Genomic DNA, 22,954 nt, shown 5'->3' with positions numbered 1-22,954 from the left:
AGAATGTGAGGTTGCCGCGCAGGTCAGGGCGTGCCGGACGCGGTCCGGATGTGCGCCGGGCGCAATCAGAGCACCGCGCCGAGGAACTCGCGCGTACGCTCGTGCTCCGGGTCCGTGAAGATCTTCTCCGGCGGACCCGACTCGATGACCTTCCCGGCGTCGAACATCATCACGTCGTCGGAGATGTCCCGGGCGAAGTTCATCTCGTGCGTCACACAGAGCATCGTGATGTCCGTGGTGCGGGCGATGTCCCGCAGCACGTCCAGGACCCCGGCGACCAGTTCCGGGTCGAGCGCCGAGGTGACCTCGTCCAGCAGCAGGATCCGCGGCCGCATCGCCAGCGCGCGGGCGATGGCCACGCGCTGCTGCTGCCCGCCCGAGAGCTGGGTCGGCTTCGCCTCGCAGCGGTCACCGAGCCCGACGAGATCGAGCAGTTCACGGCCGCGCTCCTCGGCCTCGTCCTTGCCGAGCCCGAGCACCCGTACGGGCGCCTCGGTGATGTTGCGCAGGACGTTCATGTTGGGGAAGAGATTGAACTGCTGGAAGACCATGCCGATGTTCTTCCGCACCTCGCGCACGTGCTTCTGGTTCGCGGGGAACAGCTTGTCGCCGTTGACGGTGATGGTGCCCTCGTCAGGCTTGACCAGGGTCATCAGCAGTCGCAGGATCGTCGTCTTGCCCGATCCGGAAGGGCCGACCAGGGTGACGTGTTTTCCCGGCTGTACGGAGAAACAGAGGTCGTCCAGGACGGTGTTCGTCCCGAATCTCTTCGTGACGTTCTCGAAGCGGATCAGTTCGGTGTCCGCGGCGGTTTCCTCGGTGCTCGGGGGGTTGCTGTCAGCGGACAAGACGACGCTCCAGGGTGCGCAGGAGAAGAGAAGCCGGATAGGCGATGAGAATGAAGGCGACACCGACCACGGTCAGCGGCTCGGTGTACTGGAAGGTGGCAGCGCTCTCCAGCCGGGACTGCTGGAGCATTTCCAGCACACTGATCCCGGCGAGCAGCGGGGTGTCCTTCAGCATCGAGATGACGTAATTGCCCAGCGCCGGCACGATGCGCCGGATCGCCTGCGGCAGGATCACCGAGATCCACGTCCGGCCGACGGGCAGACTGAGCGCGGTGGCCGCCTCCCACTGCCCGGCGGGCACGGCGTCGATCCCGGCCCGGTAGACCTGCGCGGTGTACGTCGAGTAATGCAGCCCGATCGCGAGCGTGCCGGTCGTCAGCCCGGAGAACTGCACGCCCCACTCGGGCAGGACGAAGAAGAAGAAGAAGAGCTGCACGAGCAGCGGGGTGTTCCGGATGAATTCGGTGAAGACATGCACCGGCCACCGGATGAGACGCGTCGGCGCCCGGAATCCGATCGCCCAGACCAGACCGAGGGTGAAGGAGAGGAGCGAGCCCACGACGAGCACCTGAAGGGTGAGGAGCAGCCCGTCCCAGAAACGTGGCATGAAGTCCGCGACGGCGGACCAGTCCCAACTGTTCATCGGGTGCCTCCCGGTGTTCCCGGCGTACCCGGTGTCATGGTGATGCCGATTCCGGCCTTCGTCTTCCGCTCAAGCGTCTTCATGCCGCGTGTGAGGACGAACGCGAGCACGAAATAGATGACCAGGGTGACCGAGTAGATCTGCGCGCTCTCCTGCGTGGCCAGCCGCACCAGATAGGCGGCGAACGACACATCGGCCACTCCGAGCAGCGACACCAGCGCCGTGCCCTTCAGCAGTTCGACGAGGAGATTGCCGAACGGCGGGATCATCTCCGGTATCGCCTGCGGCAGCAGGATCAGCCGCATGCGCTGCCACGGCGTGAAGTTGAGGGCGATACCCGCCTCGCGCTGCGCGGGCACCACGGAGTTCAGCGCGCCGCGCACGACCTCGGCGCCGTACGCCCCGTACGACAGGCCCAGGGCCAGCACCGCCGCCCACATCGGGACGAGGGCCCAGCCGAACAGGCTCGGCATCACGAAGAACAGCCAGAACATCAGCACCAGCGCCGAGGTGCCGCGGAAGATCTCCGTGTAGAAGCCCGCGAGGAAGCGGACGGTACGCGAACGGTGCGTACGGGCCATTCCCACGGCGAATGCCACGAAGGTGGCCAGCGCCGCGCTGTACAGGGTGAGCTGAACGGTGATCCAGATACCGGGAAGCACCCAGTGGGTCCAGAGGCCGGCTGTCATGCGCACAGCTCCTCTGCCGTCATGGTGGTCATCTCCGACTCGGCGAAGCCGAACGGCTTGAGAATGCGGAACAGTTCGCCGCTCTTCTTCATCTTGTGGATCTCGACGTTGAAGGCGTCCCGCAGACCGGAATCGGTGGGGCGGAAGGCGAAACCGCCGCCGTCGACCTTCTTCTCGCCGTCCACGACCGGCGCGAACGGCTTGGTCGCCTCGGCCTTGCGGCTGTTCTTCACCACTTCGCGCCCGGTCAGCGCCGTACCGGCGAAGACGTCGACCCGGCCTGATTCGACGGCGTTCAGACCCGCGACCGGGTCCTGGAGAATGACGATCTCCTTCTCGGGTATACCGGCGGATATCGCGTAATCGATCTCCGCGTAGCCGGTTCCCGTGGCGAGTTTCGCCTTGCCGCGCACCACGTCCTGATAGGAGAGCAGTTGCTTCGGATTTCCCTTGCGCACGATGAAGGAATCCAGCATCTGATACTCGGGATCGGCGAAGATGACCTGCTTGCACCGGTCCGCATTGATGTACATTCCGGCCGAAACGACATCGAACTGCTGCGAGTTGAGACCGGGTATCAGTGAGGAGAAGTCGGTCGCGACGGGCTGTACGGAGCCGATGCCGAGCCGCTTGAAGATGACCTTCGCGAGCTCCACCGCCTCGCCGGTGAATTCACCCTCGTCGTTGACGTACCCGTACGGTGCCTCGCCCGCGATACCGAGCCGCACCGTGCGCTGCGACTTCAGCCGGGCGAGCGTGTCTCCTGTCGGAACCCGGCTGCATCCGGCGGCGCCGAGCGCCCCCGCGGCGCCCAGCACGGCCGTACCCAGAAGCAAGGAGCGTCTGCGTATGGACCGATTTGGTGCTCTTTCCGTGGTGTTCTCAGGTGGTGAAGCCATGGGCGCGCGGCTACCCGACTCCATCCGGGTTATGCATATCAATTTGAGCCGATCTTGCCCACCTGGTGTGCCCTTGACTCGACGGACCGGACGAGGACGATGAAGACATGACCGATCGATTTGTCACCGTGTCATTGGACAAGCGCGGCGTGCACTGCACCGCGAAACTGCTGGACGACCGCGCCCCGGTCACCTGCGCGGCGGTGTGGGAGGCGCTGCCGCTCGGCTCGGACGTGTACCACGCGAAGTACGCGCGCAACGAGATCTACGCACTGTTTCCGGCCTTCGCCGCCGAGGAGCCACCCCTCGAAAATCCGACCGTGACTCCGATCCCCGGAGATCTGTGCTACTTCACCTTCTCCGACACGGAGCTGGGCACGTCGTCGTACGGATACGAGGAGAAGGCCACCGCGGGCCGCCGCACGGTCGTGGATCTCGCCCTCTTCTACGAGCGCAACAACCTGCTGATCAACGGCGACATGGGGTGGATCCCCGGCATCGTCTGGGGCACGGTGGTCGACGGCCTCGACCGGATGGCCGACGCCTGCCAGGACCTCTGGCGGGCGGGGGCCATCGGCGAGACGCTCAGCTTCCGGCGCGAGTAGGGCGCGAGGAGGCGCGTGCCGGGGCGCGAGGCCCGAGGCGCGGGCTCCGGAGCGAGGGCCCCGGCGCGCGGGCTACCGGAGCGCCCCGCCGTCGTGGTCAGGCCCCCGTGGTCAGGCCCCCGTGCTCAGGCCCCGGCGGGCGCCGGGATCCGGGCCGCGCCCGACTCGTACAGCGCGTGCGCCGCGCGCAGCACCAGCTCGTCCGCGTGGCGCGCCGCGACGATCTGCACCCCGATCGGCAGCCCGTCCGCGTCCACCCCGCACGGCACCGTGGCGGCGGGCTGCTGCGTCAGGTTGAACGGGTACGTGAACGGCGTCCACGCCGTCCAGCGCCGCTGCCCCGAGCCCCTCGGGGTCTCCACGCCCGCCTCGAACGCGGTGATCGGCAGCGTCGGCGTGACCAGCAGGTCGTACGACGTGTGGAACCGGCCCAGCCGCCGCCCCAGCTCCATCCGCGCGTCCACCGCCGCCAGATAGTCCAGCGCGCTCCGCCGCTCACCGGCCGCGATGATCTCCCGCAGCCCCGGGTCGAGCCCTTCGCGCTGCTTCTTCCCGAACGGTGCCACCAGCCGGGCCGCCCCCGTGAACCACAGGGTGTGGAACGCCTCCACCGGATCGCTGATGTCCGGATCGGCCTCCTCGATGTACGCGCCCAGCTCCGCGAGCCGGCTCACCGCCGCCCGTACCGCCGAGGCCACCGCCGGGCGCACCGCGACCTGCCCGCCGAAGGACGGGGAGTACGCGACGCGCAGCCCCTTCACCCCGTCCACGCCCGCGCTCAGCGCCTCGCGCGCGGCCGGCGCCGGGGCGAGCTGCGACCAGTCCCGCGAGTCCGCGCCGCTGATCACGTCCAGCAGCAGCGCGGCGTCCGCCGCGTCCCTGGCCATCGGCCCGGCGTGCGCCAGCGTGCCGAAGGGGCTGGACGGATAGAGCGGTACGCGCCCGTACGTCGGTTTGAGGCCGAAGATCCCGCAGAAGGACGCCGGGATACGGACCGAGCCGCCGCCGTCCGTACCGACGGAGAGCGGCGCCGCGCCCAGCGCCACCGCCACCGCGCTGCCGCCGCTCGACCCGCCGGAGGTGCGGGAGAGGTCGTACGGGTTACGGGTCACCCCGTTCAGCGGCGAGTCCGTGACGCCCTTCCAGCCGAACTCGGGGGTCGTCGTCTTCCCGACCAGGACCGCGCCGTGCTCCCGCAGTCGCGCGACCGCCGGGGCGTCCTCGTCCCACGCGCCCCCCGGCCGTACGGCCCGGGAGCCGCGCAGGGTGGGCCCGCCACGCTGGAGGAACAGGTCCTTCACCGAGACCGGCACCCCGTCGAGCAGCCCCTGCGGCTCCTGCCTGCGCCAGCGCTCGGCCGAGGCCGCCGCCTGCGCGAGCGCCGCCTCGGAGTCCACCCGTACGAACGCGTTGACCAATGGCTGCACCGCCTCGATCCGGTCCAGTACGGCGCGGGTCACCTCGACGGGGGAGAAGTCGCGCCGCGCGTACCCCGTCAGCAACGCGTCCGCGGTGAGGTCGGTGAGGAAGGTGCGATCCGTAGCCGTGTGATCCCTGGCGCCGCTGTTCGTCATGTGGCCTCCGATGCGATCAGTCATGCATGGGGACGTACCCACGTTTCTTGTCCACCACGTTGGGAAGAGGCTTTCCGGCCACCCACAGTTCGTAGAGATCGACGAACTGCGCGCCCAGCCGGTCCCGCCAGCCGACCGTGTCGCCGCTCATGTGCGGGGAGACGATCAGCCCGGGGACGTCCCACAGCGGGCTCCCGGGATCCAGCGGCTCCCGCTCGAAGACGTCGAGCGCCGCGCCCGCGATCCACCGCTTGGAGACCGCGGCGACCAGGTCGTCCTCCACGACGAGCTGCCCCCGGCCCACATTGATGAACCGCGCGGACGGCTGCATCAGACCGAACAGCCGGGCGTCGAACATGCCGCGCGTCGCGTCCGTCAGCGGCGCCGCGCCGATCACCCAGTCCGCCCGGGTCAGCAGCCGGTCGAGCTGGTCGGCGCCGTACACGCCGGGGCGCGCCGTCCGGCCCGTGACGGCCACCGTCACGCCGAGCGCCCGCAAGGTACGGGCCACGGCCCGGCCGATCGGGCCCGCGCCGACCACCACGGCCCGGCTCTCCGCGACCCGCAGCCCCTCGCGGTGGTGCCAGCGGCGCCGGCTCTGGAGCTCCAGCGTGCCGGGAAGATCCTTGGCCATGGCCAGGACGAGCCCCGCCACGTACTCGGCGATCGGCTCCTCGAAGATGCCCCGCGCGTTGGTGACGACGGTCTCCGAGGCGATCAGTTCGGGGAAGAGCAGCCGGTCCACCCCGGCGCTCGCGGTGTGCACCCAGCGGGGCCGGGGGCCCGGACCCGGCCAGGCTTCCCGTACCGCGTCCGAGGTGAAGTCCCAGACCAGCAGGGCGTCGGCGTGCGGGAGTCGCGCGGCGAGACCGTCCGCTCCGACCGACGTGATCCTGGCCCGTCCGGTGAGCCGGCCGAGGCGCGGCGGCGGGTCCGCCGTCAGGACGAGGAGGGTGGGTGGGGGCATGGGGAGCAGCCCTTCTGCCGGTGCCGGTACACCCGGCGGATGCCGGGCGCGGGCCGAGCGGAGTTTCCCGTTGGAAAATTCCGTGCAACGTCTGAGATGTACCGATTGACCACGCTCGCATCTCGCTCCTACCGTCGTCAACAAGAGCTGAACCCTGTCAGCGCGGGCGTGAGCAAGGGGGCCGGCAATGGATGTCTCCTTTCTGGGCGGACCACAACCACAGCGTGGTGTGGGTGTGGTCGCTCCGTTCGATTTCGCACTCGACCGAGAACTGTGGCGGTGGGTGCCCGACAACATCTCGTTGCGTCTGACCAGGACGCCTTATGTGCCGGTCGAGGTCTCCCTCGACCTGGCCAGGCTGGTCAGTGAGCACGAGACTCTGGGGGAGGCGGTCCGGGCGCTCGGCGTCTCCGAGCCCGAGGTCGTCGCGTACGCCTGCACGTCGGGCAGTTTCGTCGGCGGCCCGGCCGGAGAACGGGCCATGTGCGAAGCGATGACCAGGGCCGCGGAGGTGCCGTCGCTCACCACCACCGGCGCCCTCGTCGAGGCGCTGGAGGAACTGGGCGCGAGCAGGATCGCGCTGGTCACGCCCTATACGGAGTCCGTCACGCGGTCGCTGGAGGAGTATCTGGCGGAGGTGGGGGTAGCCGTGACGGGTCGCGCCTTTCTCGGACTGACACGGGACATCTGGAAGGTTCCGTACCGGTCGGTGATGGACATGGCGCGACAGGCGGTCGTCGGAGCGGCCGACGCGCTGTTCATCAGTTGCACGAATCTGCCGACGTACGACGTGATTCCGCAGTTGGAGGCCGAACTGGGCATACCGGTGCTCTCCGCCAACCAGGTCACCATGTGGGCCGCGCTGCGCAGGCTCGGCGCCCACGCGGTCGGCCCGTACCAGGCGCTGCTGCTCGACCCGCCGGTGCAGGCGGCCCCGCCGATGACGACGATCGCACCGATCACGCCGATCTCGCCGATGACCTCGATTCCGCCGGCCCGGCCGATCTCTCCGGTCACGCCGATCTCTCCGGCCGTGCCCGCCCAGTCGGTGGCGCCGGTCCCGGTCCCGGCGCCGGCTTCGCCCGCCCCGCCCGTTGAGGGCCTGCCGGCGGCGGAGTCCGTGCCTACGGCGGAATCGGTCGCCCCGGCGCCACCCGGCGCACCGGCAGGCCCAGGCGGGCCCGTTCCGCCGCCCCTGTCGGACGATACGGAAGGATGGACATGACCACCGTCGGATTCCTCTATCCCGGCCACTCCGCCGAGGACGACTACCCGCGCTTCGAGATGCTGCTCGGCGGCGACATCAGACTGCCGGTCGTCCACACCGACATCGGGGAGGACGCCCACCGCGTCGACGCGCTGCTGGAGATGGGCGCGGGGGACCGGCTGGCGGCCGGGGTGGAGGAGCTGAGGCTGGCCGGGGCCGAGTCCGTGGTCTGGGCCTGCACCAGCGGCAGCTTCGTCTACGGGTGGGAGGGCGCGCACGAACAGACGCGCGCCCTGGCCCTGGCGGCCGGGCTGCCGGCGTCGAGCACGTCGTTCGCGTTCGCCCACGCGGTACGGGCGCTGGGCGCGGAACGCGTCGCCGTCGCGGCGACCTACCCGCAGGACGTCACGGAGTACTTCGGGGTCTTCCTCAAGTCGGCGGGCATCGAGGTGGTGGCCGACCGGGCGAGCGGGATCATCACGGCCGCCGAGGTCGGCACGTGGGAGCGGGACCAGGTGCTGGAGCTGGCCCGCGCGGGCGACCACCCGGACGCGGAGGTCGTCCTGCTCCCGGACACGGCCCTGCACACGGCGGCGTACCTGCCGGAGCTGGAGGAGGCGCTCGGCAAGCCGGTGCTCACGGCGAACCAGGTCAGCGTCTGGGAAGGGCTGCGGCTGGCGGAGCGCACGGCGTGGGCGCCGAAGCTGGGCACGCTCTTCGCGAGCCGGGGGTAGCCGCCGGCGCGGGACCGGCTCGCGACCGGCGCGGCACCGGCGCGGGAATAAACGGAGATACCCTCCTGTTGATCGCGGAGCAGTGACTTCACGTACGCACAGCAGGAGGGTCTGACCGGTGGACGAGGCGAGCCGAGGCGCTACGGATCGAGGCGCGACGGACAGGACGGACGCGACGGACGCGACGGGGACGGGGCGGGCGACCGGCGATACGAGCCGGGGGACCGCCGGCCGGACTCCGGACGCCGCCGACGGCCGGACCGCGGGTGCCGCCGACGGCCGGACCCCGGACGGTGCCGACCCGATCCGGGACGACGCCGGCGCGATCCGGGACGGTGCCGACCCCATCCGCGGGGCCGTGCGGGGCACCGCGCCCGTGGCGCTGTCCGTGCTGGACCTGGTCACCGTGGGCAGCGGCTCCACCGCCACCGAAGCGCTCCGTACGAGCGTGGCGCTGGCCCGGCTCGCCGAGCGCCGGGGCTTCCACCGGCACTGGGTCGCGGAACACCACTCCATGCCGGGCGTCGCGTCCACCTCGCCCGCCGTGATCCTCGCGCATCTCGCCGCCCACACCGAGCGCATCAGGCTCGGCTCGGGCGGCGTCATGCTGCCCAACCACGCGCCGCTGGTGATCGCGGAGCAGTTCGGCACCCTGGAGGCGTTCGCCCCCGGCCGCGTCGACCTCGGGCTGGGCCGCGCACCCGGCACCGACGGCGCGACGGCCGCCGCGCTGCGCCGCTCCGAGCGGCTGAACGAGGGCGCCGACGACTTCCCGAAGCAGCTCGCCGAGCTGACCCGCTTCCTGGACGACGACTTCCCCGACGGGCATCCGTACTCCCGTATCCACGCCGTGCCGGGACCGGTCCAGGGCCCGACGGGCCGCCCGCCGATCTGGCTGCTGGGCTCGTCGGGCTTCAGCGCCCGGCTGGCCGGGATGCTGGGGCTGCCGTTCGCCTTCGCCCACCACTTCTCGGCGCAGAACACCATCCCGGCGCTCGACCTCTACCGCGAGTCGTTCAAGCCGTCCGCCCTCCTCGACGCGCCGTACGCCCTGATCGGCGTCGCGGCCCTGGCGAGCGACGACGAGCGCGAGGCCCGCCGTCAGGTGCTGAGCGGCGCGCTCTCGATGGTGCGGCTGCGGACGGGCCGGCCGGGGCTCGTCCCCACGCCGGAGGAGGCCGAGGCGTACCGGTTCAGCCCGATGGAGGAGGAGTTCGTCAACGGCTGGCTCACCAACATCGTGCACGGCACGAAGGACGCGGTGATCGCCGGGCTGAACGACCTTCAGAAGCGCACGGGCGCCGACGAGTTGATGATCACGGCCAACGCGCACGGCGGCGAGGCGCGGCTGCGCAGTTACGAACTGATCGCGGACGGGTACGGCTTGCCGGGGTCGGCCTGATCCTCCGACCTCGCCTCCGACCACAGTGACGCCCCTTCGTCTCAGGGGTGTCACCTGGGGGGTGGCGGGTGGAACGTCGGGGTGGGATCAGGGACTGCCCGGATCCGGCGGGGTGGGCGGAGCCTCAGTCTGGAGACATGACCGAATCCTCCTTACGTCCTCCGTCGCCCACGTCCCCCGCGTCACCGGTGTCACCTGCCTCACCGGTGTCCGCGCGTCCGGTCTCCCGCCGGGTCGTCGTCGCCGGCGCGGTGACCGCCGCGCTCGCCGCGGCGGTTCCCGCGCGGGCGTCCGCGCGGCCTGCCGGGTACCCTGCCGCTCCGTCGCACCCGTCCCTCGACACCAAGGCCCTACAGGCCGCCATCGACGATCTGGAGCACCCGAGGGCCACCGGCGCGCAGCTCCGCGTGGGTGGCGCGGCCGGTCGTTGGTACGGCACGTCGGGCGTCGCCGATCTGCGCAGCGGGCGGGCGGCGAGGACCGGGGACCAGGTGCGGGCCGGCAGCATCTCCAAGGCCTTCATCGCGACCGTCGTGCTCCAACTGGCGGGTGAGCGGCGGCTGCGCCTGGAAGCTCCCGTCCAGCGGTACCTGCCGGATCTGCTGCCCGTCGAGTATCCGGAGATCCGGCTCTCGCACCTGCTGAACCACACCAGCGGCCTGCCCGACGAGAGCGGCCCCGACCTGCCGGACCGGAGCACGCCCGAGCTGATCCTCGCCCACCGGTACGACCGCTGGACGCCGCCGCGCCTGGTCGCGCGGGTCACGCGTACGAAGCGGATGAAGTTCGACCCGGGCACGGCACAGGAGTACCGGGGGATCAACTTCGTCCTGCTGGCGATGGTCGTCGAGCGGGTCACCGGCCGGTCGTACGGTACGGAGGTCCACCGCCGGATCGCCCGGCCACTGGGGCTGACCGGCACGTCCGTACCGGCGAGCGACGATCCCTATCTGCACGGCCCTCACGTCCACGGCTACCAGGAGATGAGCGACGGCAGACTGGAGGACGCCACCGTCTACAACCAGTCGGCCGCCTACGGCAGCGGAGAGATGGTCTCCACCACCCGCGACGTGGAGACGTTCCTGGCCGCCCTCTTCGCGGGCCAACTGCTGCCACCGCACCTCCTGGAGCACATGTTCACCCTGCCGCCGCCGGAGGTACGGATGGTCGACGGCGCCCCGGCCCGCTACTCGGCCGGGCTCCAGACGGTCACCGTCAACGGCGTCACGTTCTGGGGCAAGACCGGCGAGCGCTACGGATACCACTCGGGCGCGTTCGGGACCCTGGACCGGCGACTGCGGCTGGTCTGGTCCTACACGCCGGTACGGCGCGACGCCGAGCAGTCGCGGATGGTGGAGCGCATAGCGGCGGCCCTGACGAGCTGAGGGAGGGGCCGGGACCGCCTACAGGCCTCGATGTCGACGGGCCTCGACGGCCCTCGGCGGTCCGGTGCGGGCCGGCCCATCGGCCCGGCCCGCACCGGGCGGACCTTCACGGACCCCACGGCCCGTCACACGCCGTTCGGGCTCACCGCCGCGATCATCTCCGCGATCCGCTCCGGCGCCACCGGACGCGAGAACAGCCACCCCTGCCCCGTGTCGCAGCCGATCCGCTGGAGCCGCGCCGCCTGCCCCGAGGTCTCCACGCACTCGGCCGTGACCGTCAGCCCCAGCCGGTGGGCGAGCTGGATCAGCGCCTCGACGATCGTCTCGTCCGCCGGGCTCGGGTGCACGCCCTCGTCGTACCGGAACCCCCGGACGAACGAACCGTCCAGTTTGAGGACCGAGACCGGCAGCCGGCTCAGATAGGCGAGGTTGGAGTAGCCGGTGCCGAAGTCGTCGATCGCGATCCGCACGCCCATGTCGCTCAGCGCCTGGAGCGCCTGAAGGGGGCGGCCCGCCGAGCCCATCACCGCGGACTCCGTCAGCTCCAGTTGCAGCAGGTGCGGCGAGAGCCCGGTCTCCGCCAGGATCCCGGCCACGTCCCCGACCAGATCGGAGTCCCACACCTGACGTACCGCCACATTGACGCTGACGAACAGCGGCTGGGCGTGCGGGTGGTCGAGCTGCCAGCGCCGCGCCTGTCGGCAGGCCGTACGGAGCACCCACCCGCCGAGCTGGACGATCGAGCCGTCCTCCTCCGCGATACCGATGAACCGATTCGGCGACAGGGTCCCGAACTGCGGGTGGTTCCAGCGGACCAGAGCCTCCACACCCCGGACGATCCCGTCGGCCATCCCGACGAGCGGCTGGTACTGGAGGACGAACTCCTCGCGCTCGACGGCCGGGCGCAGCGCGGAGGTGAGCGCCTGCCGGGTCATGCGGTGGGCGTTGCGCTCCGGGTCGAAGAGGGTCCAGCGGGCCTTGCCGTCGGCCTTCGCCCAGTACAGCGTGGTGTCGGCGGCCTGCATCAGACCGGTCGGGGTGGTGCCTTCCGCGGCGCGCTCCACGACCCCGATCGACGCCGACACCGAGAGCCGCTGCCCGGCGAGGTCGAAGGGGCGCTGGAGCGCGGCGAGCACGGAACGGGCGAGATCGGCGAGCTGTTCCGTACCGGTGGAGTCCTCGACGAGGATCGCGAACTCGTCGCCGCCGAGCCGGGCCACGAGGTGGCCGCCGCTGCGCGTGTACCCGCCGTGGTCGGCGCACTCGGTGAGCCGGCCGGCGACGGCGGCCAGCAGCCGGTCGCCGGTGCGGTGGCCGAGGGTGTCGTTGACGGCCTTGAAACCGTCGAGATCGAGGTAGCAGAGACCGATCCGCCCTGTTCTGCCATCCCCTCTCCCGTTTCCCGTTCCGCGGTGGTGCCCACGCGCGGCGTACGAGGCCGACACCCCGTACGCGACGCCCGTGCCGTACGCCGCCGCGCCCGTGGTGTAGGTCCTGCTGCCGTACGTCCCGCCCTCGAACGCTCCGGCGTGGTACGCCGACGCCTCCAGTGCAGAGGTGAGCCGTTCGAAGAAGAGCGTGCGGTTGGGCAGCCGGGTCACCGGGTCGTGCTGCTGGAGATGGCGCAACCGCGCCTGGAGTTCGCGCCGGTCGCTGATGTCCGTGACCGACAGCAGCACGCGTTCGGTGTCCGGTACGGGGGCCACCGTGACCTCGGCCCACAAAGTCCGCCCGTCGGGGTGCTTGAGCCGCCGGGTGCAGCGGAAGCGGGCGCGCAGGCTGGCGAGGGCGTCGCGGTACGCGTGCCAGGTGCGGGCGTCCGAGGCCAGGTCGAGGAGGTCGGCGGCGGCCTGGTCGGGCAGCGCGTCGGCCCCGGTGCCGAGGAGCGCGCCGAGCGCGTCGTTCGCGTCGAGGACGGTGCCCTCGCGGTCGAGCAGGGCCATGGCGAGCCGGGAGACGTGGAACGCGGCGCGGTAGTCGTGCGCGTCACTCGCCCGGTGCGGCGCGCGCTGCTCGGTGCGCTCGGTCTGCTCGGCGGTGGTCCGGTCGTGCCGTTCGGTGTCGTCGTCGGGGACGGCCCGGCCCACGGCCTGACGCACCGTAGGTTCCGCACGCGCCGTAGCTTCCGCACGTCCCGCGAGGTCCGCACGGTCCGCGCGCTCTGTACGGTCCGTGCGCTCCGCACGGTGCGCACGCTCCGTGTTCGGCGGGTGCCCGCCGCCCGCCGCCGCGACCGCCGCTGGACGCGGCCCTTCGGAGGTTCCGCTCACGGCTCGCTCCCGCGGTGCAGTCGTGTTGTACAGGGGGTGGTGGAGACGGGTCAGCCAGAGAAAGTGTGCCGATCATAGAGGTAGGCCGGGTGGCCATTCCAGCTCCCCCGTACCGGAGACGGCCCCGAAGAGGAGTTCCCTCACCATCGCGCGATCGTTTCTGCACGGCTGTGGCACCGGGCCACGCCGCGGTGACCGGCTGTGACTTCGCCGCCGCGCCCGGGGTGTCGGGCCGCGCTCACCCGCGTGGGGCAGCCCAACAGGGCGTAAACCGACAAAACATCACAAGGTGGAGTGCGACGTGTCCCCGCGTCGCCGTACCTGCCGTACCGCCGTGTCCCCATCCGCAGCCGGAGGTCGATGTGGAGCGTCCGCAGCCACCCGAGGCAGTGGAAAGGCCCCGGCTGCGCAGGGCCGCTGCGGCCTTCACCTCCCTCATGGCGGTCGCCGCCACCTCCCTGGTGGCCGGGCCCGCCGCGACCGCGACCGCGCAGGGGCCGTGCGCCCTGCCCCGTACCGCCGCGCACCACTCCCTCGGCCTGGACACCTGGAACGACGCCTATCCGCGCCCCGCCCGCTCCCTCGACGCGGTCATGATCTTCCTCTCCTTCCCGGACTCCCGGCCGCTCGCCACCACCGATGCCCTGGTGGCCGACCACTTCCCGGCCACCAGCCGGTTCTACGAGCGGGCCTCGTACGGCAGGTTCACGCTCCGCGCGCACCCGCAGCTCCGCTGGTTCGCGATGCCGCGCCCCTCCACCTCCTACGGGATACGGCGCGACTGGGAGCCGGCGCGGCGCACCGCCTATCTGCGGGACGCGCTGGCCGTCGCCGACCCGGAGATCGACTTCTCCCGCTACGACGTGGTCTATTTCGTCGCCGACCCGGACGCGCCGGGCGTCGACTCCGACGCCACGAAGGTGGTCAACTTCGACGAGCCGATGCGCGCCGACGGGACGGACATCAAACGCGTCGTCACCGTCTTCGAACGGCATCCCCCCGACCGCAACGTGCTGGCCCACGAGACCGGTCACGTCTTCGACCTGGCCGACCTCTACCACCGGCCGACGAACGACAAGGGTGACTGGGACACCTACGTCGGTGACTGGGACGTGATGGGCAGCCAGTTCGGTCTCGCGCCGGACTTCTTCGCCTGGCACAAGTGGAAGCTGGGCTGGCTCGACCGGCGGCAGGTGAGCTGTGTCCCACCCACCGGTACGACCCTGCTCACCCTCGATCCGGTCGCCGCCGAGCCCTCCTTCGGCGGCGGTGCGGGTACCCGGCTCGCGGTGGTGCGGACCGGCGCGGACTCGGCCCTGGCGATCGAGGCGCGCGCCGCCACCGGCAACGACCTGCACACCTGTACGGAGGGGGTGCTGATCTACCGGGTGCGGAGCGGGAAGGCGTCGGGCGGCGGCCCGGTCGAGGTGGTGGACACGCACCCGGACAGCGACGCGTGCTGGGAGCGGTCGGTCTACCCGCCGCTGGCGGACGCGCCGCTGGAGGTCGGCGAGACGTTCACGGTGCCGGGGGAGCGGACCCGGGTGCAGGTGGCCGACCGTACGTCCTCGGGCGCCTTCACCGTCAAGATCACACCGGACGGCTGACAGCACCGGTGGATGACGGCATACGAAAAGGCCCCTCGCCGGAGCGAGGGGCCTTTCCCGTCGGTGCGCCGCCAGGGACTCGAACCCCGGACCCGCTGATTAAGAGTCAGCTGCTCTAACCAACTGAGCTAGCGGCGCCTGCTGACGTCGTAGACCTTAGCACCCGGATCGGCACGAAGAAAAATCGATCGTGCGGAGGCGTTCGCGGAGGTCAGCGCAGGCGGCCGAGAGTCGTGCGCGCCGCCGTACGGGCCGCCCGGACGCACGCCCACAGCAGCACATCGGGCCCCGGCAGCCACGGATGGCGGGTGTCCGGCGCGACCACCCAGCGCGGCCCGGACCGGGCGCCGGGGGTGAGCGCCGGTACGGTCACGGCGTCGCCCGCGCCGTGGCAGAGCAGCGGCGGCGGCTCGGCGTCCCGCCCGTCGGGCCCCCGGCGGCCCCACTCCTCCCAGGCGAGCAGCGACGGCAGCCGCTGGGCGGTGCCGGGCGCCGCGAACAGCAGGGTGCGGCCCCGGTGCGCGGCGACCGGACCCGAGCCGGGGCCGTCGCACCACAACCGGTCGAGCATGCGGCGCCCGAACATCGACTCCACGCTCACCACGTCGAAGGCCGAGCCGCAGGGCAGTACGCCGGGGGCGGCCGGGCGGGCGGCCCACAGGGACAGGGTGGACCGGGGGTAGGGGCCGGCGGAGGCGAGCCAGTCCGCGCCGGCCGGGGTCACCTGGGCCGCCTGGTGGCGGTCCTCGTCATGGAGGAGGCCGAAGATGTCGGTGCGTCGCTCGTCGTCGCCTGTGCCGGGGCTCAGCGGGGATTCATCTCGTACCCATGCACTCATGGGAGTCAGATCTACCGGGAGTAACGAGTCGGTTTCCCAGAGTTCCCGGAAACCGGGACAGGCTCCGCAGAGGGGCGTAACCTGCACCCCGGCATATGCCACGGATCCCGGTCACTGACCCGGCTGTACATCCCCGGCCAGCAGGCCCCTGCCGAACTCGACCATCCTCTTCGCGTAGTCCTCGGTCCACTCCGCGCGCTCGGCGATGTCCGCGGTCGTGAGCCGGTCGAAGCGGCGCGGATCGGCGAGCTGCGCGGCGGCGACCGCCTGGAACTCGACCGCCCGGTCCGTCGCCGCACGGAACGCCAGGGCCAGCTCCGTCGCCCGGGCGAGCAGCTCGCCGGGGTCCTCCATCGATTCGAGATCGAAGAAGTGTTCGGGGTCGGTGGCCGCCTCGGAGGGCTCGAAGAGCAACGGCGCGGGCCGCAGCCGCCGCTCGCTCCGCTCGGGATCCGCCATGTCTCTCCTCCTGCTCGTGCGTGTACCGGGCCCTCGGGCCACGGTCCATTGTCCCGCCCGCCGCAAGGGGGCCTCGGGCCGAGGGGGGCCGGGACGTCGGGCGGCGGTACGGACCGGGTCCGGCACCGATGTCAGCGCCGGTCGGCATAATCCGGCCATGAGCCTTACCGCGCGACAGCTTCTGCTGTCCACCCTGGACCGTCAGCTCCTGCTCGAACGCCGCCGTATCGAGGTGGCCGAGGCGGTGCGCCGGATCTGCGCCGTGCAGGCGCAGACACCGGCGTCGCCGTACCTGGCCCTGTGGAACCGTGTCCAGGACTTCGCACCCGGGGATCTCGACGCGGCGTTCGCGGACCGCCGGGTCGTGAAGGCGACCCTCCTGCGGGGCACGCTGCACGCCGTCCACGCCGAGGACTACGCGCCGTACCACGCCGCCATGGAGAGCACCCTGCGCGCGGCCCGCCTCCACGACCGCCGCTTCACCTCGACGGGGCTGACCCTGGAAGACGCCGACGCGCTCCTGCCGGAGCTGGCCGGATTCCTGGCGCGGCCACGCACCGGCGCCGAGGTGGAGCGGGAGGTCACGGGGCGGTTCGGCGCGCACGCGCACCTCATGTGGTGGGCGCTGCGGACGTACGCGCCGATACATCACGCACCGACCGGCGGCCCGTGGTCGTTCACGCAGCGCAACGCCTATCTCGCCTCGCCCCCGGCGCCCGGGGACGGGCCGCCGGACGCGGCGTCGGGGGCGCTCCGGCTGATCCTCGCCCACCTGCGCGCGTTCGGGCCCGCCACCGCCCAGGACATCGCCCGGTTCACCCTGCTGGGACGCCAGGTGATCACGCGGGCGCTGAAGGAGCTGGAGGACCGGGTGGTGCCGGTCGCGGGGCCCGGCCGCGCCGCCCTGTTCGACCTGGCGGGGGCGGCCGTGCCCGCCGAGGACACCCCGGTGCCGCCGCGGCTGCTGCCGATGTGGGACAGCACACTGCTGGCCCACGCCCTCCCCGGGCGGCTCATGCCCCCGGAGTACCGGCCGCTGGTCGTCCGGCGCAACGGCGACATGCTGCCCTGCCTGCTCGTCGACGGGCAGGTCGCCGGGGTGTGGCGCGCGAGCGGCGGCGGGCTGGAGCTGACCGCCTTCCGCACCCTCGGCAAGGCCGCGTGGCGCGGGCTGACCGAGGAGGCGCAGAGACTGTCCGCGTTTCTCGCCGACCGCGACCCGGCCGTCTACGGGCGCTACGGACACTGGTGGGACAAGGGGTTCCCCGGTGTCGAGACCCGGATCGTCAAGGGCTGACGGCCCGTCGGCCGCGCCCGGCCCTGTCCGCCGGTCCGGGCGGCTGCGCCGGCCTCAGGGGCGCCACGGGACGCGGTGGTTGGACCACTGTGCCCAGGTCGACTGCATGGCTTCCCAGCCGTCCGGGAATTTCACCGTCACCCCGAGCTGGACCGGTTCGGTGGACGGGTGCTCGTCCAGGAGTTCCGCGACGCCCGCCCGGCAGACCACGACGCAGGCGTGGCGGTGGCGCGAGGCCAGGACGCAGAGCCGGCCCGTCTCCAGGTGGAAGGCGGTGGCGTCCGGGCGGCCCGAGAGCGGGTGCAGGACGACCGTGACGTCGAACTCACGGCCCTGGAGCCGGTTCGCCGTGTCCACGGCGACGCCGCTCACCCCCAGCTCCGCCAGCGCCGCCCGGATCGCCGCCGCCTGGTCGCGGTGGGCCGTGCCGACCGCGATCCGGTCCGCCGTCACGGGCACCGGGCCGGGAGCGCGCTCGCTGGTGGCCGCCGCCCCCCGGTCGAGCAGCCTGCGCACCACCAGAGCCACGGCCCTTACCGCCTCGGGATCCGTACGGGGCGTGCGCCGCGCGGGCAGCTCCAGCAGCCCCCACCCCGACGCGGCGGCCTCGTCCAGCACCCGGTCGGGCCCCGACCCGTCGGACGCGACGCCGAACGCGAGCCGCCGGTCGCCGTGGTCCGTACCGCTGCGGAACGGCGTGTACGGGTAGAACGCGTCCGAGACCAGCGGCGCCGCCGAGGCGGGCAGCCGCCATGAGACCGGCAGCCGGTGCTGCGGCAGCTCGGGGTTGTGCGCGAGGAGCGTGGAGACGGCGCTCGCCGACGGGTCGTACGAGAGCCCCGCCCACTGGTCCGCGCCCACCACGCTGAACGGGTCGAGCTGGCCAGGGTCCCCGACGAACAGCGCGTGCTCGAAGAGCCCGGCGACGGCGAGCAGCGCGTCCGAACGCATCTGGTACGCCTCGTCGACGATGGCGTGCCGCCAGGGCTCGACGCCCTGGACGTGCGCCCACTTCGCGGCCGTCGAGATGACGATGTCAAGACCGGCGAGGTCGGCGGCCTTCGCCGACTTCCGTACGTTGGCCAGCTCGTCCAGCGCCTTGTCGTACGGGTCGGGGTCGTTGCTGTGCAGCCGGCCGACGGGCAACTCGGGGTTCTTCTCGGCGAGCCGGGCGACCAGATCGTCCACCTGCGCGTTCGTCTGCGCGACGACCATCAGCGGGCGTCCCGCCGCGGCCAGTTCCAGCGCGGCCCGCACCACGAGCGTCGACTTGCCCGCGCCGGGCGGGGAGTCGACGACGACACCGCGGTGCGCGCCGTGGAGCGTGTCGCGCAGGATCGCGTCGGTGGCCCGGGTCGCGGCGGCACCCGGATCCAGGGCGGTGGGCTGGTTCATCGGCGGGGCTCCGGAGATCGGGATCGGATGCGGGAGCGGGGTGGGGTGAGGGTACGGGGCGAGGTGGGCGTGCGGGATCGCGTGCGGGACGGGTGGCACGGAAGACGGCCGTCGTGGCGGCCGGTCCTGGCGGGGCTCACAGGAAGTCCTCCTCGGTCACCGGGTCAGGCACCGGCGCGGGGCCCGTGCCGTCGAGCGTCCCCTCCGGGCCCGCCGGCGGGCCGCCGTGGGTCCACGGCGTGTGCTCCGGGTCCGGCAGCTTCGGGCCGCCGCGCTGGGCGTGCTCGAAGAGCGTCCAGACGATCCGGTCGCCCTTGGCGGGGACGGAGCCCGGCGCGGGCTCCTTGCTCCGGCCCATGCGGTCGGTCAGCCGCACCACCAGCACGCCGCTTCCGTCCTCCGCCGGGCCCCGCGCCGCGCCGTCCTCCTCGTGCGGTGCGGACTCCTCGTACCGCACGAACTCCGCCGACTGCGGTTTGCCGTCCAGCGAGCGGAACACCTTCACCCCCGCGCCGAGCTGCGGCCGGTCGTCGGTGCGGAGCGTGACCAGGGGGCGCGGGCTCGGCCGTTTGCTCTCGCTGTACGCCATCTCCACCTCCGTCACCTCCCCGAGGAACGCCTCCCCGGCGAGCCGCCGCCCCGCCAGCACCAGCGGGTCGTCCAGCGCCTCCTGCGCCTCCAGTTGGCCCTGGGCCGTCTCCCGCGAGGCGAGCTTCTGGGCCGCCGTCACCGCGTCGTCCCTGCGGGGCTGCGGCGGCTCCCCGGCGCGCACCCGGTCGCGGTGGCCGGTGAAGGACCAGCGGTCACGCGTCCAGCGCTCGCCCACGCGCTCCCCCTCCGGCAGCGCGCGCAGCAGGTCGAGGCCCTGCCAGACCGCGTCCCACGTGGGCCGCATGACGGACTCCAGCAGCGCGCGGATCCGCCGCTCGGCCGCGGTCAGCCTCGCCAGCTGCTCCTCCGCGCCGGGCCCGTCCTCCGCCGCCGCGAGCGCGCCGCGCGCCCGGTCGTACGCCTCGATCGCGGGCGCCAGCAGCCGGTTGTCGAACGCCGGGTCCGTCGCGGGACCGGCCGGCGGACACTCCAACTGCCCCTCCCCGTCCCGCGCCAGCTCCGCCCGGAGCGCCGCCTCCGCGCCCGGGGCGCCGTCCGGCGGATCGAGCCAGGCGAGCAGCGCGCCCAGGTGCTGGTCCTCCAGGTTGGACTGGCCCGTCGCCCAGTGGCGGTTCAGCAGATCCGTCGTCGCGAGCAGCAGCGAGGAGCCGGGCACCCGGGCCCGCTCGCCGTAATGCGTCAGCCAGCGGCCGAGCAGCGGCACCCGAGGCGGCGCCGGGTACGGCGCGTCCGGGTCGTCCTCCGCCGTCCGCCGGAACCGCATCGACCGGCCCAGCAGCCGGACGAAGTCGGTGCCGGGCCTGTTCGGCACGATCAGCTGCGGCGCGTCCACGCACAGCTCGACCTCGACCTTGACCCGCTTCCCGGTCTCCGGGTCGGTCTCGTTCCGCTCGGCGGGCTCGATCACATCGGCGTACGCGTCCAGGTACGGCAGGACCGCCTCGGCCAGCTCGCCGAGGAACGCGAACCGCAGATCGCGGTCGCGCGGCTGCGCCACGGTCAGCAGCCGGGGCGCGTCCCGGTCCGTCCCGACGAGCGCGCCGAGCGGTGCGCCCGCCTCGCCCGCCGTGGTCAGTGGGACCAGCACGAGCGGCCGGTCGGAGATCCGGCGGTGCCGGACGGTCGTCAGCGGCTGGGCGCGCCCGCTCTCCGTGGCCTCCAGCCGGGCGAGCGTACCGATCAGCGACACGGGACCTCCTCCAGGACATCTTCCGTCGCGCTCGCACAGGCGCGTCGCCGCCCCTCCGCCAGGGCCTCCGCCCGCAGCGCCGCCGCCCGCCGGAGCGTCGCGACCGTCGGGTCCGCCGGGTCGCCCGCCTCCCCGCGCGCCGCCGCCAGCACGGCGGGGACCGTCGTCAGCCCGCCCAGCTCTCCCCGTACGCCACGGCCCAGCGCCTCCACCGCGCCGTCCACGCGCGCCGCCGAACGGCAGTGGAAGGCCAGCTCGCAGGCGGCCAGGCACTCGGGTGCGTACGCCGCGGAGACCGCTTCGACGGCGGTCGTCAGCTCCGCGCCCGAGCAGCGCTCCACATCGAAGGTGGTGCCCTCGGGGAGCGCCTCGGCGATCTCCTCGATCCTGGTGAGCCGCGCGAGCTGGCGGCGCGTCACCGAGAGCTGTTTGCGTATGTCGACGACGGACGCGGTCGGCAGGTTGGAGAAGTCCTTGGGGCAGACCAGCAGCACCCGGTGGCCCACCTCGGCGCCCTCGGTGACCGCGGCGACCCGTTCCAGCGCGAGCGCGTACACCGCCGCCTGCCGGGCCGCCGCGCCGACCTTGGCGGCGTCCGCAGAACCGTCGATCATCGGGAAGGACTTGATCTCCACGACCGTCCACCGGCCGTCGGGCCGCACCACCACCGCGTCCGGTTCCAGATACGCCGGGGAGCCCGCGACCTCCAGGGCCAGGAGCGGATGGTCCAACAGCGCCCACGCCGCCGCCTCCGTCGCCTCGCGCAGCGCCAGCGCCGTACGGGCCACGCGGCCCTCGGGACCGGCCGCCGACAGGTCAGGCACGAGGACCTCGCCCGCGCCGGGCGGTGGCGCCGCACCGCCGAGGCGCTCCGCGACCAGCCGCATCAGCTCCGTACCGCCGTCGGCCTTGACCTTGGCCTCGAAGGCGTTGCCGCGCATGAACGCGAACTGCGACTGCCCGAACGGCGCGGGTGAGCCCAGCGCCGTCGCGAGCGCCGCCTTGTCGACGCCCGCGCCGTCGAGCAGCGCACGGCGCCGGCAGCCGGGGTTGGCCGCGAGGGCGGCCAGCGCGCGGGCGTCGAGCGGATGCGGCGCGACGGTGGGGCCGCGCAGCTCAGCGAGCCGTCGCCGGAGTGTCGTCTGCGGAGGAGGTGCTGGTGCTGCTGCGGGTCCGCTGCCCAGGGAATCGCTCACCCGCCGAAGTCTCGCATCCACCGCTGACAATCGGGGCTGAGCGGGCGGAACGGGCCGGGGACGACACCTGCGACGGGGAAGGCGCCTGCGACGTGGACGACACCTGCGACGGGGAGGGTGCCTGCGACGGAAGGGGAACCGTCCCCGGCATCAGCCGGGTCCTTACGCGCTGCACGGCGCGCGTCACCGGCCGCGTCAGCAGCGCCCCCGCGCCCATCACCGCGGCGCCCGCGACCGCGTCCAGGAAGTAGTGGTTCGCCGTGCCCATCACCACCACGGTGATGACCAGCGGATAGGCGAGCCCCAGCCATCGCACCAGCGGGGTGCGCGCGTGCTTCCACAGCAGCACCCCGCACCACACCGCCCAGCCCACGTGGAGGCTCGGCATCGCCGCGTACTGGTTGGTCATCCCGCCGAGCCCGCGTGGCGCGCTGGCCTCCGTACCCCACCAGCCGTACGAGCTGTACTGCGCCATGGTGTCGACGAAGCCGTACCCCGCGTCCAGCAGCCGGGGCGGGCAGGTGGGCAGAAGCGTGAAGCCGACCAGTCCGAGGACGGTGGAGACCATCAGCCAGGTACGGGCGGCCCGGTAGCGGGCCGGGCGGCGGCGGAAGAGCCAGACGAGGACCGCCGGGGTCACGAGGTAGTGCAGCGAGGCGTAGACGAAGTCGGCGGGTATCCCGATCGCCGGGGTGCTGGTGAAGAGGCGGTTGAGGGGATGCTCGGCGTTGAGGAGCAGCGCCTTCTCTATTCGGAGGATCGCGAGGCCGTGGTCGACCGCCGTCGTCACGTCTCCGCGCGCCAGCAGCCGTCCCGCCGAGTACGCGGCGTAGACCACGACCAGCAGTGCCAGCTCGGTCCACCAGCGGGGGCGCGGGCGGTGCGTCGCTTCCGTGTCTTCACGGGCGGCACGGGTGGCGCTGGCGCTGGCGCGGTACGGCATCCGGGCGGTCTCCATCATGTTTTCATGCGGCCTTCGGCCGACGTTCAACCGTACGGTGTAGGCGGTGCGCGCCTTCGGCCGGGTGTACCCGGGAATCCGTGTTCGACAACATCACCCCCGACGGAGTGTGGGACGCCCGTACGCGTCGGGAGGTTGCCCCCTGGAAGTCGCCGTTCGTTCAGGTGCGCGATGATG

The 22,954-nt window shown here is 72.5% G+C and carries 19 protein-coding genes, 1 tRNA gene and 1 pseudogene; 7 read left to right on the top strand and 14 right to left on the bottom strand.

What is annotated here, in order from left to right; translation table 11 throughout:
* Positions 1-65 precede the first annotated feature (65 nt).
* The 4 genes from ehuA to ehuB are packed head-to-tail and all read right to left on the bottom strand — an operon-like array spanning position 66 to position 3,079.
* Positions 66-848 carry an ectoine/hydroxyectoine ABC transporter ATP-binding protein EhuA gene (gene ehuA, locus ACFXPL_RS00855; protein WP_384910262.1) on the bottom strand — a complete coding sequence of 261 codons (783 nt, stop codon included), beginning with the start codon at positions 846-848 and terminating at the stop codon, positions 66-68.
* Positions 838-1,491 carry an ectoine/hydroxyectoine ABC transporter permease subunit EhuD gene (gene ehuD, locus ACFXPL_RS00850; RefSeq protein WP_384910259.1) on the bottom strand — a complete coding sequence of 218 codons (654 nt, stop codon included), beginning with the start codon at positions 1,489-1,491 and terminating at the stop codon, positions 838-840. The genes ehuA and ehuD overlap by 11 nt, the downstream gene beginning before the upstream one ends.
* Positions 1,488-2,180: an ectoine/hydroxyectoine ABC transporter permease subunit EhuC gene (gene ehuC / locus ACFXPL_RS00845; RefSeq protein ID WP_384910256.1), complete on the bottom strand. Its 693-nt coding sequence runs from the start codon at positions 2,178-2,180 to the stop codon at positions 1,488-1,490. Before ehuC ends, ehuD begins: the two co-directional genes overlap by 4 nt.
* Positions 2,177-3,079: an ectoine/hydroxyectoine ABC transporter substrate-binding protein EhuB gene (ehuB, locus tag ACFXPL_RS00840; protein WP_384910253.1), complete on the bottom strand. Its 903-nt coding sequence runs from the start codon at positions 3,077-3,079 to the stop codon at positions 2,177-2,179. Before ehuB ends, ehuC begins: the two co-directional genes overlap by 4 nt.
* Before the next feature lie 107 nt (positions 3,080-3,186).
* Between ehuB and ACFXPL_RS00835 the strand changes: the two genes are divergently transcribed.
* On the top strand, positions 3,187-3,684 hold the full coding sequence (locus tag ACFXPL_RS00835; RefSeq protein WP_384910249.1) for a DUF3830 family protein: 498 nt from the start codon (positions 3,187-3,189) through the stop codon (positions 3,682-3,684).
* A gap of 125 nt (positions 3,685-3,809) precedes the next feature.
* Here the strand turns inward: ACFXPL_RS00835 and ACFXPL_RS00830 are convergent, their stop codons facing one another.
* Positions 3,810-5,258, bottom strand: a complete 1,449-nt coding sequence (locus ACFXPL_RS00830) for an amidase (RefSeq protein ID WP_384910644.1) — start codon at positions 5,256-5,258, stop codon at positions 3,810-3,812.
* 16 nt (positions 5,259-5,274) lie between these two features.
* Complete coding sequence (locus ACFXPL_RS00825) at positions 5,275-6,225, bottom strand: D-2-hydroxyacid dehydrogenase (protein ID WP_384910247.1); 951 nt, start codon at positions 6,223-6,225, stop codon at positions 5,275-5,277.
* Between the two features lie 187 nt (positions 6,226-6,412).
* Here ACFXPL_RS00825 and ACFXPL_RS00820 point away from each other — a divergent pair, with 187 nt between their 5' ends.
* The 4 genes from ACFXPL_RS00820 to ACFXPL_RS00805 all read left to right on the top strand — a co-directional run bounded on the left by ACFXPL_RS00820 (position 6,413) and on the right by ACFXPL_RS00805 (position 10,953).
* The gene (locus tag ACFXPL_RS00820) at positions 6,413-7,450 is read left to right on the top strand and encodes an aspartate/glutamate racemase family protein (RefSeq protein WP_384910244.1); all 1,038 of its coding nucleotides are present in this window, start codon (positions 6,413-6,415) and stop codon (positions 7,448-7,450) included.
* Positions 7,447-8,166 (top strand): decarboxylase, encoded by a 720-nt coding sequence (locus ACFXPL_RS00815; protein WP_384910241.1) that lies wholly within the window; start codon positions 7,447-7,449, stop codon positions 8,164-8,166. Before ACFXPL_RS00820 ends, ACFXPL_RS00815 begins: the two co-directional genes overlap by 4 nt.
* Positions 8,167-8,470: 304 nt before the next feature.
* Entirely contained in the window at positions 8,471-9,568 is a 1,098-nt protein-coding gene (locus tag ACFXPL_RS00810; RefSeq protein ID WP_384910641.1) for an LLM class flavin-dependent oxidoreductase, read from the top strand.
* A gap of 206 nt (positions 9,569-9,774) precedes the next feature.
* Positions 9,775-10,953 (top strand): serine hydrolase domain-containing protein, encoded by a 1,179-nt coding sequence (locus ACFXPL_RS00805; RefSeq protein WP_384910238.1) that lies wholly within the window; start codon positions 9,775-9,777, stop codon positions 10,951-10,953.
* A 125-nt stretch (positions 10,954-11,078) separates the two neighbouring features.
* Here the strand turns inward: ACFXPL_RS00805 and ACFXPL_RS00800 are convergent, their stop codons facing one another.
* Positions 11,079-13,223: a putative bifunctional diguanylate cyclase/phosphodiesterase gene (locus tag ACFXPL_RS00800; RefSeq protein WP_384910235.1), complete on the bottom strand. Its 2,145-nt coding sequence runs from the start codon at positions 13,221-13,223 to the stop codon at positions 11,079-11,081.
* A gap of 362 nt (positions 13,224-13,585) precedes the next feature.
* Here ACFXPL_RS00800 and ACFXPL_RS00795 point away from each other — a divergent pair, with 362 nt between their 5' ends.
* Entirely contained in the window at positions 13,586-14,830 is a 1,245-nt protein-coding gene (locus tag ACFXPL_RS00795; protein WP_384910233.1) for a M6 family metalloprotease domain-containing protein, read from the top strand.
* Between the two features lie 64 nt (positions 14,831-14,894).
* On the opposite strand, the gene ACFXPL_RS00790 is transcribed toward ACFXPL_RS00795, so the two are convergent.
* The 3 genes and pseudogenes from ACFXPL_RS00790 to ACFXPL_RS00780 form a co-directional block, all read right to left on the bottom strand.
* A tRNA-Lys gene (locus tag ACFXPL_RS00790) sits at positions 14,895-14,968 on the bottom strand.
* Positions 14,959-15,668, bottom strand: a pseudogene (locus tag ACFXPL_RS00785) (hypothetical protein). The gene ACFXPL_RS00790 and the pseudogene ACFXPL_RS00785 overlap by 10 nt, the downstream one beginning before the upstream one ends.
* A gap of 111 nt (positions 15,669-15,779) precedes the next feature.
* Positions 15,780-16,127 (bottom strand): hypothetical protein, encoded by a 348-nt coding sequence (locus ACFXPL_RS00780; RefSeq protein ID WP_384910230.1) that lies wholly within the window; start codon positions 16,125-16,127, stop codon positions 15,780-15,782.
* A gap of 157 nt (positions 16,128-16,284) precedes the next feature.
* On the opposite strand from ACFXPL_RS00780, the gene ACFXPL_RS00775 reads away from it, so the two are divergent.
* Positions 16,285-17,424, top strand: a complete 1,140-nt coding sequence (locus ACFXPL_RS00775) for a winged helix DNA-binding domain-containing protein (protein WP_384910227.1) — start codon at positions 16,285-16,287, stop codon at positions 17,422-17,424.
* Positions 17,425-17,478: 54 nt separating this feature from the next.
* Here the strand turns inward: ACFXPL_RS00775 and ACFXPL_RS00770 are convergent, their stop codons facing one another.
* From ACFXPL_RS00770 to ACFXPL_RS00755, 4 genes are all read right to left on the bottom strand, one after another.
* On the bottom strand, positions 17,479-18,819 hold the full coding sequence (locus ACFXPL_RS00770) for an AAA domain-containing protein (RefSeq protein ID WP_384910224.1): 1,341 nt from the start codon (positions 18,817-18,819) through the stop codon (positions 17,479-17,481).
* Positions 18,820-18,955: 136 nt separating this feature from the next.
* Complete coding sequence (locus tag ACFXPL_RS00765; RefSeq protein ID WP_384910222.1) at positions 18,956-20,620, bottom strand: hypothetical protein; 1,665 nt, start codon at positions 20,618-20,620, stop codon at positions 18,956-18,958.
* Positions 20,611-21,816 (bottom strand): hypothetical protein, encoded by a 1,206-nt coding sequence (locus ACFXPL_RS00760; RefSeq protein ID WP_384910219.1) that lies wholly within the window; start codon positions 21,814-21,816, stop codon positions 20,611-20,613. Before ACFXPL_RS00760 ends, ACFXPL_RS00765 begins: the two co-directional genes overlap by 10 nt.
* Positions 21,737-22,774, bottom strand: coding sequence for a phosphatase PAP2 family protein (locus tag ACFXPL_RS00755; protein ID WP_384910638.1), 1,038 nt, complete (start codon positions 22,772-22,774; stop codon positions 21,737-21,739). Before ACFXPL_RS00755 ends, ACFXPL_RS00760 begins: the two co-directional genes overlap by 80 nt.
* Positions 22,775-22,954: the final 180 nt, after the last annotated feature.

The sequence above is a fragment of the Streptomyces sp. NPDC059092 genome (assembly GCF_042756365.1).
Classification (GTDB): domain Bacteria; phylum Actinomycetota; class Actinomycetes; order Streptomycetales; family Streptomycetaceae; genus Streptomyces.
The sequence above is the reverse complement of the archived record's forward strand: the minus strand, read 5'-3'. Positions and strand labels throughout refer to the sequence as shown.